Raw genomic sequence first — 15,190 nt, 5'->3', positions numbered from 1 at the left:
GTCTATTGTCCCTCTGCAAGACCTTCGCTAACTTTGCTCTCTATTTGCTCACGGCTCAAGCGATTGAACTTTTGCTTACCGTCATTGGCAAACCGGTATGTCCGCCTGTAAACAACTTTGCCTGTCTTCTTGTCTGTGGCATTGTAAGTGACGAGTACCTTTTGGGGCCGGTCCCCTCGATATTTGCTCAGTGTGACAGACATCCTGACTTCGCAACCAGCATCAATCCACGCAGCGAACTCATTCTCCATGGCCTTGTAAGCGCCCTTATTGAAGTTCGCATCCTGCGGGAACATGTTATCTGCACCGTGGTCGAGGCCGAAGCGATGGCCAACCATATGACCACCCTCATCTGTCTCCAGGCCCTTCTTACCTGTCTGTCGCTGAGCCTCTAATTCTGCAGCAGAGCGTTCGGCACCAACGTGATATTTTCGAAGCACGGCATGGGTCTCAGCGGTTCGACCGTCCCCACGAACGAGGAAGGTCATTTCATTATCGCCAGAACCAACAACCTGGACGTCAGCATCGGGTCGTTCAGAATATCTTATGAATTTTCCCTCGCTTTCCAGGTAGTACATACGTTCCTTAGAGCCATCTTTACGTCGCAAGTGCGGTTTGTTGCCCGGCCCAGCTACCCAAATATGATCCTTTGGGGGGTCAGGCCATTTCCGTTTCTGACGCTGCATTTCGCCAGTAAGCGGTGCTGCCACGTGCCCACGACCGTCAGGAGAAGTTGACTTGTCAGCTTCCCAGGCATCTAACAACTTGCGCTCTTCAATCAGGGCTCCATTAAGCTCGTCCATACGCGCCTGCAGACGAGTCCTGTCCTCCATGGAAAGATCTTTTCGCTCAAGCTGCTTGAGTACGTTTTCAGCTTCCCCGGAAATTTTCTTCAGTTCAAATTGCGCTTCCCAAGGTGCAGTTCCTGCTTCCGGTTCCTGCCCCGACTTCACCATGGATTTGTAACGCTTTTGCAGCGCGACAGAGGCCTCCATAGCGCTGGCGGCCTGGCTGTGCAGTTCTATCATCAAGCGGCTGGGCGGCTTATCGCCGTTGTACTCAATCCGAAAGCCAGACGGGTACGGATTCTTTTCGGTCGGTGGATCGTATTTTACCTTTACCTCACCGGGACTGAGATCAGGGTTCTTATCGACGTTGAACGGCGTCCCGTGTTCGAGTTGGTTTCTCGTCCTGCGGAAATTGAAATTGTCCGCAAAACGTCCACCATTGGCTTTGTTGGAAGCGGCGTTCATACCGAACTGGAATGACAACGACAGCAATGCGTGGGACTTTTCTTCGGGCGACATCTTGTCCCAATTCTTGGACAAGGTATTGATGGTATCCCCCAGCGCCACGGCATCGACAAGATTGCCAGCATGAGTCATTCCGGCGACAATATTTGCACCGGCCCGGCTCATTTTGCCGCCCTGCTGGAGAAGTCGTGCAGCGCGCATTCCACCACCGATGGCGCCGATACTCAGGACACTGGAGCCCGCTTCAAGCCACAGTGCCCGAATTTCATCGTCTCCCAAGTCGGTAATATCATGACCAAGCTCACTTTTTTCATTGAGCTCTATTCCTGCGCGTGCGCCACCATAAGCGGCGGCTGCACCAGCAACCAGCGGAGCGGCTGCGCCGCCGGTTCCGACGAGCACAACAATACCGGCAATTGTACCGGCGATCATGGCAGCCTTATCTAGCTTGTCCCATATCCACGCTTTCGTTGAATCCGCAGGAGTTTTGCGCGACTTCAGCTTATTTCCCAGAACCAGCTCCTCGGGATACGTAATCTTTCCCGGCGGTAGTTCATTTTTTTCTTCCCACTCATTTACGGAATCAAAAGTATTATTACGGTGATCAAAAAAGACAGGGCCGTTTGGCGTCTCAAGCCGCATTACCTTAAAAACGGCTGTGCCAATCTCGTTACTCATGAAAGTAATCGGTATTGGTGTAATAGAAGCCGTGTCTATTTTCTTCTCTTCGATGAAATTGAAGAAGGCTTTGAGCGGGGCCTTTTCAGTGTCATAGTGCTCATGATTAAACCCAGCGGCCTCTCGTGCGCGTGCTTGCTCTGGTGTCTCGTTCGGATCAACTTTCAGGGTCGGAGGCATACCGAAAGCCTGACCGATTGTATTCCCAAGGGCGCCTTTTTGGTCTTTGACGGAGAAGCTAACAGGTTCCGGGAACTGGCTGAGTGCCTGCTTCTGACCTTCCTTGGCAAATGCCTTGCCAACCGCGTCGCTTTCCCAACCCTCAGAAATTTCTGAAATCTTCAGCGATTTGTGCAGTGGATCATTGGACGGAGCGAGTTGGTTTAGAGCCCAGTTGCGCAGTGGAGCGTCAATATTGTGGCGAAAAAGAAGATCTCTGCCACCTTCGGTCTTTAGAACGTTTTCGAGCTTCGCCTGAAAATCTTTCTGCGAGTTTTCGGTCAGGCAGTTGTTCCGGGCGACCGTCGACCCTAGCAGATGGGCCCAACTTTCTTGCGCAGCTTTGCTATCTTCAAGGTCGTACTCGGAGGTGCTCCCAAACATGAACGACGTGAACTGGTCCGTATCTTCAGTCGAGAGGGCGCCGTCGGCGACGTGACGCATCAATAAATTACGTCGACTCTTTCCGATCTTCTTGAAATAGGGTTCTCGAATGTCTTCGATCGGCAAAGGCCGACCCTTGTAAGGCTCCTTTTTGCGCCAACCTGATGCCCACTCCGCAAGACCCTTGCCGCCAATGGTACTTCCCAACGTTGCGGTCATCTCAGCCGGGGCTAGTTCGATCGCGCTTTCTAGCATGTAGAGTGAGAGAGAACGTTGTTCGAAGCCTTCTTTATTTGCGCCTTCTTCAAACTGATTGTTGTGCTGATAAGTGCGCCAGAATATCTCCCCACCTCTTTTTGCCCAAGCCGGATCTTTCAGCATCTCTTGGGTGAACTCTTTGATATTCTCTTTGGCCCCATCCTCACCTTTGAGTGGCGTATATAGCCATTTTCGCGAAACTCGAGATGCGAGGTAGAAGCTCTGTTGTTCGGTGAGTTCGCCCAGGTCACTTTTGCCTTTCAGTGCATCTGCGAGGCGAACTCCACCGACTTCGTCCTGGATAGACACTGGGCCAAGTCCTATGGCCGTTTCTTCGGCCATGTAATTGGTTTCAATCCAAGCCTCTAACCTTGCGACCTCTTCGGGTGACAGACCTGTATTTTCATGCATGATCTGTCGATGCTCGGCATCCGTGATTTCTGAGCCTTTGAGCTGCGCAAGCGGAATGAGGTCCCCTGCTACGCGTCTCTCCAAGGCAAAGAGGATAGAGTCCGCCAGTTCTAAATGACCGTTTTTCACCGCAAGCGAAAGGCGGGTCAGTATTCGCTTCATTGGGCCATTTTCTTCAGGAAGAAGAAGTGGTTTTAGCTGCTCCACTACCTCCTTGATGCGCGCCACTAGTTCATCTCGGTCTGGCAGATCGTTGGGCGCCTCTTGCGAGGTTTCTGTTGCTTGGCTTTCTTCTGGTCCCAGACTATCAGTGCGCGCCAGAAGTTTATTGACGGCCGCCTCAACCTTTTGAAGCTTATTGAAAGATTTGACGATATCGAGAGCCTGGTGCAATTTGTCGATTGTTGCGTCAATAGAGCGCCGATCACTGTCACTGGCTTCAGCAGGAATTCGGATGCCATAAAGCTTTTCTCGTACGTTCTCTATCGCCGCTTCGAGGTTCCCCTCGTCCTGCCCAGCAGTTGCATCAGCTTCATCCAAATCGCTCTCAATCTCGTTGCCGTCTGGATCGAGAATAACAATGTCCATGCGGATGCTTTGGGTCTTTAGGTACTTCTTCAACTTCCGGGCTATAGTGGGAAGCTGACGTTCACAAATCATCTTTATTACGCGGCCCTCAACTGTAAACGTTCCGAAGGCAACCTTGCCACCTTCGGCCAAACGTTTCGCCGCCTTACCAAGTGCTGTTGGCTTCTTTTTCCGATCGATTACAATAACATGCTCAGCTTCATCTGCAGTGGGACAATAGCCGAATGACAAAGTTCTGCGCTTGCCCTGCATTAACATGCCGCGCAGTTCGTCTCCTTCAAGGCTGCCTAGATCGAGATCGTCTTCTTCATCATCGACTCCTGACAACTCTGCTTCATTACTAGCTGTGTCCTTCTCCGCGCTTTGATCGGAGGATTCTATTGGAGTGGCGTCTGCCTTTTTCGAAACAGGTTCTTGGGTCGCTTGCGACGTTTCTGGCTGCAGGTCTTCTCCAGTTCCAATAGTGACGCTGAAGGATAGCTTTTGCGTCTTCAGATGCATTTGCAGGCCTTTGGCGAGACCTGATAGATTGCGCTCACAAATGAGGGTGATTTCTTTACCATCGACAGTAAGGTTTCCGAAGGCTACCTTTCCGCCCGAACCTTCCGCTTTGGCCAGCTTACCAAGTTCAGCAGGGCTTCTCCTGCGATGCATGACAATGACCGTATCTGCATCCTTGGACGCAAGATTGATGCCAAAAGGGATTGGTCCCTTCCTTGCCAACTGAAGAAACTTCTTGAGCTCTTCGCCAACAACTCTCGATCCTGCCATTTGACTCTCCGCATCCAAAGTATAGGCGCTTGTCAAAAAGTAGCATAAATCGCCGCATTTGTCAGACCGGCAGCATCTGACAAGATATTGCACTTCTTCCGACGGGTGTTGGAATGGCGAAGAAGCTACGTTTCTGATTATCAGTCACATGAACATTCTGCCGTTGGGCAAGGGACAAGAACTTGGCGATCAGCCTAATTCGTGATCTGGATAGGGGAGCATCGGCTTACTCGACCATCGTTTGATCATCATACTCTGAACTTCTACGCGGACCATCTGAGGGCTGATGCCGCGCATTTGCTGCTGCATATTTTCCCTGTATTCCCGCCAAATTTCCCTGTTCTAGCTTCCAATTTCCCTGTTCCAATCTCACCGAAGAACCCAGCGCAACGTTATGAAATAGGACAACTTTTCGCGAGTCAGACATTCAAATTGCCACTTTCGCTCAGGAAATCTTAGTTTTTCCTTGTATTTTCCCTGCTAACAGGGAAAATCTACCGAGACTGGATGGCTCGAGACTGCGTGCACAGCCACACACTTCCTCGATTTCAGCACGCGTCTTACCGCTGCGCATTAAGTGCGTAGGTTCAGGCGCTTAACGCTGACGGTTTCGAAGTGAGACCTCGTTTGGAGCGCAAACATGGCCATTTTCAGCCCACAGTCTCTGTTTGCCATTCCGGCGGTACGAGTTTGGTATGTGTTGAGGGGGCTTGGCTTAGAGCTTCGCGAACGTTTCGCGTTGTTCTGACCAAAGAGCCGGAACGCCCGACTTGATCAGATAGTCAGAGGTCAGGCCTTCGGGCTGCTCACCAGCTGCGATGGCATCGAGCAGATCTGGCGCGAGCATCGCCAGATCAACGACGTCCTGAACGCGCCGCTTTGATGTGCGCTCAGCTTGGGCGATCTCTGAGAAGGTCATTCCGCCAAGGATCATCGACATCCACCTCTGTGCATTGACCACATTCTGCACGAGCGTCAGGTCAATCTCGGCAGGCGCATCCCCGAGATGCAGCTTCAGCTCCACACCCCTTCTGCGCGTCTGGAACGGGCTCTTGAGGATGAGCCCCTCTGGATTGATCGTCTCCGGATCACAATCCAGACGTCTGGCAAGCTCATCAAGATGCAGACGAATGGTCAGCATGCCCGGGCTGAGGTCGGCGCGCTCCACCAATGTCAGACAGTCCTTTGTCTGCTGGATGGCATGCAATTTGGCGGATGCCGCCTCAACCTGTGATGCGTTGAGATCCCGGATCAGGCGGATCGCGATCTCATCCTGCTTCAGGTGCGCTGCGATCAGATCGGAGATCAGTCCTTCGACCTGTTCCGCAGGGAGACGCCAGGCATCCGGATGCTTCTGACAACGATCCTTTACCAGCCTGTGAGAGATGTAGTAGCGCAGGCGCTTGCCATTCTTCTTGCTGTGACTGGGTGTCAGACGGTCGCCCGTCTCATCAAAGAGCTTCCCCGTCAAAAGGGATCGGGCAGCCACCCGCTTTGTGCCGCGGGCCCTTTTAGCCCCTCCTGCGAGCATCTGCTGCACCCGCTCCCAGATGAACGGTTCTACGATCGCAGGATGCTGTCCCTCATACACCTGACCCTTGTGCCGGATGCGCCCCGCGTAGATCGGATTGCTCAGGATGTGATGGATGTGTCCCCGATCAAAGGCCGTGCCTCCAGAGATGCGCCCAGCCCCGCGCAGGCGTTGACGTGATCTGAGACCCAACGCGTCCGCGTGCTCTTTCACGACCCGGATGGCGCCATGCTCCAGGTACAAGTCAAAGAGGCAGCTGACCGTGGTGGCTTCTGCCTGGTCTATCTTCAGCGTTCGCCCGTCGGCCAAGTATCCCAGCGGCACATTCCCACCCATCCAGAGCCCCTTGCGCTTGGAGGCCGCGATCTTGTCCCGGATGCGCTCTGCTGTGACCTCTCGCTCGAACTGCGCAAAGCTCAAGAGGACATTCAGGGTCAGCCGCCCCATGCTCGTCGCCGTGTTGAAGCTCTGGGTGACCGACACAAAAGATGCCTCTGCCGCGTCCAGCCGATCCACCAGCTTGGCAAAGTCGGCCAGCGACCGGGTCAGACGGTCGATCTTGTAGACGACGATCTGATCTACGCGCTTCTCGTCTACCGCCTGCATCAGGCGCTGCAGCGAGGGACGCTCCAGATGTCCGCCGGAGATCCCGCCGTCGTCGAAGCGGTCCGGCAGCACCTCCCAGCCTTCGTGTTTCTGGCTTGCGATGTAGGCCTCGCAGGCCTCCCGCTGGGCATCGAGTGAGTTGAAGTCCTGCTCCAGCCCATCTTCAGAGCTCTTCCGGGTATAGATGGCGCAGCGGATCCGGCGCATCACTGGACCCCGAAGAAGCGCGGGCCCGACCAGTGGGCCCCGGTGATGTGCCGGGCAATGGCGGAGAGGGACCGCCAGGTCTTACCGTCCATGACATAGCCGCCGTCGGTCACCTCGACTTGATATGTCCGTCCGTTCCATTCCCGCACCAGGAAGGAACCGGGTTTAGCGGCGGCGGGTGCGGCTTTTCCGGCGGCAATCTGCTTCAGGCGACGCATTGTTTTGGCCGATACACCGCCCAGCGCTTTGTTCTGCGCCTCCCAGATCAGCACCCGCTTGAGGAACGGCAGAGATAGGTGCTTGGGCGGCGGGCGACCAAAGGCTGCGCGCCAGCGGTCCAGGCAGGCTTCCCGATCACTGGCTTCGATCTTAGCGATCAGGATCGATACCTGATCTATCTCTCCGGCGCTCACTGATCGCCCTGCCCTGCGACAATCCGGTAGACCGATCCCCTTTCCGTCACCGTTCGCGCCACGACGCAACCCGCCTTGCGCTGCGCGGATATCGCCGCCCTTGCCGTATGCGGTTGCCAGCCGAAGGTCTTCTGAAGCTGGGCGATGGTCACGCCGGACTTTCGGGAGAGTAGTCTGTGCAGTTGCGCCTGGCGCGTTGGTTTGGTCGCAGCCGTCTTCGGTTTGGCTGTCTTCTGCGGTTCTAGTTCTGACGTTGTCATGGTGGGCCTCCACTCTGTGGGCAAAGGCAAATCCCTCGCCCTGTACTGAGTGGAGCCCGGAGGTCCCGGGCGTCAGCGACACAGACAGTACCGCTCCACCACGCTCAGAAGTCCAGTCAAACCTGCAGGTCACACCCGAAAGCAGACCTTCACGCAATCTGCAGCTAATGACGGAATCGAGCCCAAAGAAAACATTCTTCGGCACTGACACTCGCAGTTGCTGTAATGTCGTTGACTGAAACCATTAGCTGCGTTGCAGCCAGAAAAGCGGACCCTGACCGCGAGTGCAACGCGGTTAAAGAGGCTTGTCATCGAGTTGCGGGACAATAGGGCCATCTGTGCAAAGCGCAAAAGTTCCTCTGGCGGCACTCTACTGTTCTTTGATGACTTTTCTGACTTCGCACTGTAGGCTTCTAGAACAACGTCCAGAAGTAAATGCTGATCGCGCATAGTCAATCTCCATACGGTCGGCAGTGAATTTCTTTGCTTTCCAGGGACCCGCGAGAGCAGAAGTCAAAAAGGGTAGAAAACAATGCTTCGCTTCATTTTGACAGTCTTTGCTTTGGGGATCGCATTGGCACACGCTCCGGTGCAGGCGCAGACGATTGTCGTTGCAATAGAGGACAAGGATTATGCGCCTTACTACACTTGGGTCGATGGTAAGCCTGAGGGGCCTTGCGTCGAGATCACGGCTGGTGCAATCCGGCTGATGGGCGCAGAAGTGGAATTCGCGCGGATGCCGTGGACCCGAGTATTGAACTCCGTCGAGACGATGCGTGCCGACGCGGCGTTGTGCGGGACCAAAACGGACGAGCGCATTTCATTCAGTCACTACCCTGACGAACCGCTCTTGAACTACGATGTGACGTTGTTCGTTCGTTCGGATTCCGAATTGACAACCTCCGATCCAGAAGCTTTGTCTGATAAGACTTTCGCGCTGGTGAAAGGGTACAGTTACGCCAGCATCGATGACCGCCTTGAGGAAGAAGGAATGATCCGGGTCGAAGCGACCGGCCGGGATAGTCTGATCAAGTTGTTGATGCTGGGGCGCGTCGATACGATCCTTGATAGCCGCTTGCCGGTTTTCACAGACGCGAAGCGCCTCGGATTTGAAGGCCAGGCTCGCGCGCTATCACCAAGCTTGGCTGAGACACCGGCATATTTGTTCTTCAGCCGGAAACCGGGCTACGAAGCGCTCGCATCGCGGTTTTCAGCGGCCCTGGAGGAATTCAAATCGACACCGGAGTACGATGTCATTCAGCAGCGATATGGGTTATAGCGGCTAATGCAAGCATTCTACGCTATTTGGGGGAAGACTTATTTATGGCAAACGGAAAGACTCGATCGGTCCCTGTGATTGCGGCGCTTTTCGCGTTTTTGATTGCGATGCCGGGGTTGGCGCAGGACAAAACGGCCTATATCTCGACGCTTGATTGGCCACCATATACTGGCGGCGACCTGCCGGGCGGTGGGGCGACATCCGAAGTTGTTCGCCAGGCTTTTGAGAAGGCTGGCTATCAGACCGATGTCGCATATCGTCCGTGGAAGCGGGCGATCGACATGGCGAAGGAGGGCAAGGAAGGAGTGGTCGCGTACTTCCCCGGCTACCATTGCCGCCATCAGGATGGTTTCATTGCGTCCGAAATAATCGGTAACGGTCCTTTGGGGTTCGCAGAGCATGCGGACGCGCCGATCATTTGGGACACCTTGGACTCGATCGGGGACCAGCAACTCAAGATCGGTACGGTACTTGGGTACGCTAATACCGATGAGTTTGATCAAAAGGTTGGAACCGGGTGGATTCTTGCGGTTCCTTCGAACGACGACCTAACGAACCTCAAGAAACTGACGCGCCAGCGCATAGATGCGGCGGTAATTGACAAATTCGTGCTCGAATACCTGAAAGCGACAGAGCCGAGCCTCAAATCGAGCCGAGACGCACTGGTTTTCAACTCCAAACCGCTCGAAGAAAAAACGCTCTATCTGTGTTTCCGTGATGACGAGGTTGGACGGGCCATGTTGTCGGAGTTCAACTCTGGCTTGGCACAGGTCGATGTGGATGCGATCGCTGAGGACTATTTTGCGACAGCGTTCTCACAGTAAAGATGCACTCGTGGCCGTGAAACATAGTCGGCTCGGGTGTAGGATGAATCTCTTTTGTCCGCGATATTGCTGACGCTGGCCGGCGAAAAACCCGCCAGCGGAACTCTCGTGCTTACCCTCTACGATTTTCCGACACTCGAGGAGCAAGCCTCGCGACGCTGGCTTGGCGGCGCCAAGAAAGGCGGCGTCGTTGGGGTGTAAAACTTTATCGCAGAGTTCCTGCTGCAGCAGGGCAAGATACGGAGTTTCTTCGATGACTTCGGTCGTCACGTCAACCCTCGGTATGTCGAAATGGCGCTCGCGTGCGAACGTCGATTAAGTGGTGCTTTAAGAACGCATTTGCGACATACTTATTAACATGAAATTCCCTTTGCAAATTTCCTCGCTCCAAACCCTGCGAGCCAAGTTCCTCGCGGTTTTGACACCCTTGGTGCTGATGTCCACGGTACTTGTTTTCGGTGTCTTCGAGTTAAGCGCGAAGCGCGAAGCGGAAAAACGGCTCCAGAACAAGCTGGAGAAGTTGGTTGCGATCCAAAGCGCTGTGGTGGCGGAATCGATGTGGAACGTCGCCGATGAGCAAATCAAACTTGTTCTTGCAGCCCTCGCAATCGATCCGGATATCTCCGGCGCGGCTGTTTACGATGATCAGGATCTTCTGGTTGCTTCGACCGGCGATGTGGAAAACTTTGAAAAATCCCAGTTTTTCGCCGAGCAGGAGATCCTTTACGTCTACGATGACAATAGCGAAATCATCGGTCGCATGGCAATTGCGCTGACAGATGCCCAGATCGAGGCCGCTGCGAGGCAGCGCCTGATGATCGCGGGCATTCTTGGGGCATTGCTTCTCGGAGCCATTATCTTGAGCACGCTCATTGCAAATCGGCGCACGATTGGGATCCCGCTCGAGCGATTGCTAAGTTCGATTAACAGCGTGCACGGTGGCGGAGAACGCGTTCCCGTCGAGTGGAGCAGCCGCGACGAGATTGGGACGGTCGTGTTGGCGTTCAACGAGATGCAGAAACGGCAACAAGCAGACGAGGCGGCGTTGCGGGAGGCACGCGACAAGCTCGAACAGCGTGTCGAAGAGCGTACAAGTGAACTGGCCAAGGCGACCCTTGCCGCGAAGCTTGCTCAGTCGCAACTCTCCCATGCGATTGAGAGCATCTCGGACGGATTCTCGCTCTACGGTCCGGACGACAGGTTGATCGTGTGCAATCGCCGGTACCGTGAGTTGCTTTACGATGGCATCGAAGAGGTTGTGGTCGAAGGCGCATCATTCGAAGACATCATCCGCAACGCGGCCAAGAAAGGTTTGATCAGTGATGCGGTGGAGGATCCGGAAGGCTGGGTTATGCAGCGGATCGACCAGCATCAAAACCCTAGCGATGCGCATCTGCAAGAGCGTGAGAATGGCCGCTGGATCCGCGTGAGCGAGCGCAGAACGGATGACAACAGTATCGTCGCCGTCTACACTGACATCACCGAACTTAAAGAGCGAGAGCAGGAAGCCGAAGAAGCAAACCGGGCGAAGAGCCAGTTTTTGGCCAATATGAGCCACGAACTCCGTACCCCGCTGAATGCGGTGATCGGGATCACCGAGATGCTCAAGGAGGACGCTGAGGAATTCGAACAGGACGATTTCATCGAGCCGTTGGAGCGTATCTCGCGCGCTGGAAAGCACCTGTTGAATTTGATTAACGAGATCCTTGATCTGTCGAAGATCGAGGCTGGCAAATCCGAGATGCATATCGAAAGTTTTGACCTGCCAAGCCTGATCGGCGAAGTCACCACTACGGTTCATCATCTGGCAGAGAAGAACGGAAACGAACTCGCTGTTGACTGCCCTGAGGACCTAGGCAGCATTTCTGCCGATCAAACACGATTGCGGCAGATCGTCCTGAACCTGCTGAGCAATGCCTGCAAGTTCACGGAAAATGGCCGGGTCTCGCTGGTGGCCCGCAATAAGGTCGACGATCAAGGCGATGCCATCTCCATAGCGGTCACCGACACGGGTATCGGCTTGAGTTCCGAGCAGATTGATCGATTGTTCGAGGATTTCAGCCAAGCCGACAGTTCCACTACCCGCCGATTCGGTGGGACGGGCCTCGGCTTGGCAATCAGTCGGCGGTTGGCACGGATGATGGGGGGGGATATCGAAGTCGAGAGTGTGCTAGGTGAAGGAGCGACCTTCACCTTTTGGCTGCCACGCGTTGCGGCCGTCAGTTCTGGTGAAGAAGAGCAACCGACCGTAGCGTCTCCAACGCCTCACACTGCAAGGCCGTCCCGGCAGGAAAGCCCTCGGGTTCTCGTGGTCGACGACGACCATGCGTCACGTGAACTGATGCGCGTAATGCTGGCAAAAGAGGGATATGATGTCGTCACCGCGGTTAATGGCAAGGAAGGCTTGGATCTCGCGCGCAGACTGATGCCGTCGGCGATCACACTTGACGTAGTGATGCCGGAACTGGACGGCTGGGATTTTCTAAAGGAAATCAAATCAGATAATGAGACAGCCGCAATTCCGGTGATCATGGCAACGATAACGGAGGAACTCGATCGCGGATTTGCGTTGGGCGCATCGGAATACATGACGAAACCGATTGATCGCGAAAAGATGAAATCGCTGCTTCTGAAATACCATCCCAAAGACAGGACGCCTGAGGTGCTGGTGGTCGAGGATGATCCGAATGTAATCGAGGTCCTGAACGGAATTTTTACAAAGAGCGGCTGGGCTGTGGCGACGGCGGAGAATGGCAGCATTGGAATCGAACGCCTGAATGGCTGCCAGCCCGACCTCATCATGCTGGATCTGCTGATGCCCGAGATGGACGGCTTTGAGTTCCTCGAAGTGCTCCGCCAGCGACCGGAATACGGGACAGTCCCGATTGTTGTTCTGACCGCTGCCGATCTAACAGCCGAGGATCGTGTTCGGCTGAACGGCGGCGTAACCCAGATTATTCAAAAGACCGAGCTTGGGCGAACTGAGCTGCTGACGACGATTCGGGATATTATCGCCGAGAACACACCGCAGCCATCACCGGAGCACGTCAGATGACCTATGCTGTCTCCAATGCGGAAAACGAAACCAAAATTCTCCCGTGCAAGTGTCGTTCAGGAAAGCCAAGCTACGAGGTGCTGATTGCGCGATGGCGCGGCGGTTCTGGCAATGGTCCGCTTGGATGAGTGCTTGGCGATGCTAGTGGACCACAGCCCGCCAACTGTCGGTGGCAGGAAAACAACCGTGCGGTTGAAGGCATCAACCAATACGCGCGATATTACTTCGACCGCGGTGTCGTCCCATACCTTGCCCGAATATCGAAGGCGCGCGATGGCAGCAGGCGGTGGCGCTCTTGTTTCGCCGCTATCTGACATTAGAACTTTCTTCTGCCGGCTCGGAGCACGTGCAGAAGACTGGTGTGCCCAGAATCCATCGGTTTGAACATAGAGGCGGAGCTTGAGCGGAAATGACGAAGATCCTTTACGTGGAAGACAACGAAGACAACGTCTATATGCTCACCAGACGGCTGACGCGGAAAGGCTTCGAAGTTGTTGTGGCGACGAACGGAGATCAAGGCGTCGCCATGTCGCAATCCGAGTCACCGGGTCTTATCATCATGGATTTGGGCTTACCGGTGCTCGACGGCTGGGAAGCTATTCGCCAGATAAAATCAAGCGCGTCTACAGGTAACATTCCGATCATTGCACTCACGGCCCATGCAATGGCAGAAGATCGTGACAAGGCATACGACGCTGGTTGCGACGATTTCGACACCAAGCCGGTCGACATGCCGCGCCTTCTGGGGAAGATTGATACGCTATTGCAGGCGGGGAAGTCGTCGTGAATTCGGCCGCGCCCGCTCTTCTCGTTGTAGATGACAACGAAGACAACCGGTATACGCTATTGCGCCGACTGAAGCGCGAAGGCTACGAGAATGTCGATGTGGCTGAGAACGGGCAGGAGGCACTGGATATTCTCGGGGAACAGTCTTACGACCTAATCCTCCTCGACATAATGATGCCAGTTCTCAATGGCTATGAGACTCTGGAGCGGATCAAGTCCGACATGCGGATGCGCGCAATACCAGTCATCATGATCTCTGCGGTCGACCAGATCGAAAGTGTCGTGCAATGCATCGAAGCCGGTGCCGAAGACTATTTGCCGAAGCCGTTCAATGCCGCGCTCCTCCGCGCCCGCATCCGCGCCAGCCTTGAGAAAAAGCGGCTGAGAGATCAGGAGGCGGAACATTTGAAGCAGATTGAGGTCGAAAAAAAGCGTGCCGATGATCTGCTCCACGCGACCCTGCCGGCCGCAGCAGTGCACGAGCTCAAGTCGACCAACTCGGTTCGACCGCGCCACTTCGAAGATGTGGTGGTCCTTTTCTGCGATGTCGTCAACTTTACGTCCTATTGTGACGAGAACTCTCCGGAGACGGTTGTTTCCCACCTGCAGGATCTTGTGACTGCCTTCGAGGAAATTTCCACGCGGAATGGGTTGGAGAAAATCAAGACAATTGGGGACGCCTTCATGGCAACCGCAGGGCTTTTGCAACATGTCGAAGATCCTGCGATCGCTAGCGTTCGAACCGGATTCGAGATGATCGATGTCTTGAAGGGTCACGCGTCCGGCTGGGAGATCCGCATCGGTATCCACCAGGGGCCCCTGGTCGGAGGCGTGATCGGCAAGAAGAACTACGCCTTCGATATATGGGGCGATACCGTCAACATCGCAGCCCGGATTGTCGATCAGGCAGGCCCCGGATCGGTACTGGTCAGTGAGGCGATATGGCGCAACTCCAGAGACGCCTTCCACGGCAAGTCGAAGGGCATGGTCGAGCTAAAGGGGCGGGGATCCCACGAACTGATCGAGTGTATACGCAAACAATAGATCGATAGATCTTGCAGCGTGATTTAGACAAAGAATTCAAGAATAGGAATATCATACCCTCCCGACTTTATTGGGTAATATGTACAGCTGTCTTCCGGTCGGACTAACGCATAGCGCACGCTGACAAGGCGCCCGGTTTCCCGTCGATTGGATGGCCTTCAATCCCGGCGAAGCATCGAGCAGAAGGGACCCTGAGTCGACCAGCGACGATACACCATCTCAAAGCACGACTGCCCTGTGAATGGCCGCTTCCGGGTCAGCATCTGAATGAGCTGCGCTTTCTTGGTTTTGGGTTTGAATTGCTTTGGCATAGGGTCTTCTCCTTGTCTCTCAGGCAGGACCGAATTGACCCTGCTACTGAGCAGAGCCCGGAGACCCGGGCGGAGAAGGCGGCACCTCGCTTCAGGTGTGTCGCTCAGACAGTACCGCTCTGTTTGGCGCCGTAGTCCAGTGGAATAGTGGCCGTTCAGCGGGGTAAAGCAGTCATCCGACAGAAATAGTCAGATGACCAGGGCGAGCCCGATGCGGTCGTGAGAACCCCGCTATTGGAGCGAGTGTTAAGCGGCACGCTAAATCAAGCAATCGGCGGAGCGGGGTTTGTGGTATGCTGAAAAAGTGCTTCT

Annotated in this window: 9 protein-coding genes; 5 read left to right on the top strand and 4 right to left on the bottom strand. The window is 54.7% G+C overall.

Features of this window, described 5'->3' with window-relative positions:
- Positions 1-2 precede the first annotated feature (2 nt).
- The 4 genes from AB2B41_RS19615 to AB2B41_RS19600 form a co-directional block, all read right to left on the bottom strand.
- On the bottom strand, positions 3-4,655 hold the full coding sequence (locus AB2B41_RS19615; protein WP_367879523.1) for a DUF4781 domain-containing protein: 4,653 nt from the start codon (positions 4,653-4,655) through the stop codon (positions 3-5).
- 622 nt (positions 4,656-5,277) lie between these two features.
- The gene (locus tag AB2B41_RS19610) at positions 5,278-6,906 is read right to left on the bottom strand and encodes a recombinase family protein (RefSeq protein WP_367879522.1); all 1,629 of its coding nucleotides are present in this window, start codon (positions 6,904-6,906) and stop codon (positions 5,278-5,280) included.
- Positions 6,906-7,319 (bottom strand): DUF2924 domain-containing protein, encoded by a 414-nt coding sequence (locus tag AB2B41_RS19605; protein ID WP_367879521.1) that lies wholly within the window; start codon positions 7,317-7,319, stop codon positions 6,906-6,908. Before AB2B41_RS19605 ends, AB2B41_RS19610 begins: the two co-directional genes overlap by 1 nt.
- On the bottom strand, positions 7,316-7,579 hold the full coding sequence (locus AB2B41_RS19600) for a DUF3489 domain-containing protein (protein WP_367879520.1): 264 nt from the start codon (positions 7,577-7,579) through the stop codon (positions 7,316-7,318). Before AB2B41_RS19600 ends, AB2B41_RS19605 begins: the two co-directional genes overlap by 4 nt.
- A gap of 532 nt (positions 7,580-8,111) precedes the next feature.
- Here AB2B41_RS19600 and AB2B41_RS19595 point away from each other — a divergent pair.
- The 5 genes from AB2B41_RS19595 (at position 8,112) to AB2B41_RS19575 (ending at position 14,567) form a co-directional block, all read left to right on the top strand.
- Complete coding sequence (locus AB2B41_RS19595; RefSeq protein ID WP_367879519.1) at positions 8,112-8,858, top strand: substrate-binding periplasmic protein; 747 nt, start codon at positions 8,112-8,114, stop codon at positions 8,856-8,858.
- 44 nt (positions 8,859-8,902) lie between these two features.
- The gene (locus tag AB2B41_RS19590; protein ID WP_367879518.1) at positions 8,903-9,682 is read left to right on the top strand and encodes a substrate-binding periplasmic protein; all 780 of its coding nucleotides are present in this window, start codon (positions 8,903-8,905) and stop codon (positions 9,680-9,682) included.
- Between the two features lie 358 nt (positions 9,683-10,040).
- On the top strand, positions 10,041-12,737 hold the full coding sequence (locus tag AB2B41_RS19585) for a response regulator (protein WP_367879517.1): 2,697 nt from the start codon (positions 10,041-10,043) through the stop codon (positions 12,735-12,737).
- A gap of 409 nt (positions 12,738-13,146) precedes the next feature.
- Positions 13,147-13,524 carry a response regulator gene (locus tag AB2B41_RS19580; RefSeq protein ID WP_367879516.1) on the top strand — a complete coding sequence of 126 codons (378 nt, stop codon included), beginning with the start codon at positions 13,147-13,149 and terminating at the stop codon, positions 13,522-13,524.
- Positions 13,521-14,567, top strand: a complete 1,047-nt coding sequence (locus AB2B41_RS19575) for an adenylate/guanylate cyclase domain-containing protein (RefSeq protein WP_367879515.1) — start codon at positions 13,521-13,523, stop codon at positions 14,565-14,567. The genes AB2B41_RS19580 and AB2B41_RS19575 overlap by 4 nt, the downstream gene beginning before the upstream one ends.
- The last annotated feature ends 623 nt before the right edge of the window (positions 14,568-15,190 follow it).

It is taken from the genome of Sulfitobacter sediminis (genome assembly GCF_040811725.1).
In the GTDB taxonomy this organism is placed as follows: Bacteria; Pseudomonadota; Alphaproteobacteria; order Rhodobacterales; family Rhodobacteraceae; genus Sulfitobacter; species Sulfitobacter sediminis.
Note: the sequence above shows the minus strand (reverse complement) of the source record. Positions and strands in the feature narration are given on the sequence as shown.

Excerpts from the sequence above, each read along its gene's own strand:
- AB2B41_RS19595 (WP_367879519.1), top strand. The coding sequence starts at position 8,112 with ATGCTTCGCTTCATTTTGACAGTCTTTGCTTTGGGGATCGCATTGGCA.
- AB2B41_RS19610 (WP_367879522.1), bottom strand. The coding sequence starts at position 6,906 with ATGCGCCGGATCCGCTGCGCCATCTATACCCGGAAGAGCTCTGAAGAT.
- AB2B41_RS19600 (WP_367879520.1), bottom strand. The coding sequence starts at position 7,579 with ATGACAACGTCAGAACTAGAACCGCAGAAGACAGCCAAACCGAAGACG.
- AB2B41_RS19585 (WP_367879517.1), top strand. The coding sequence starts at position 10,041 with ATGAAATTCCCTTTGCAAATTTCCTCGCTCCAAACCCTGCGAGCCAAG.
- AB2B41_RS19580 (WP_367879516.1), top strand. The coding sequence starts at position 13,147 with ATGACGAAGATCCTTTACGTGGAAGACAACGAAGACAACGTCTATATG.
- AB2B41_RS19590 (WP_367879518.1), top strand. The coding sequence starts at position 8,903 with ATGGCAAACGGAAAGACTCGATCGGTCCCTGTGATTGCGGCGCTTTTC.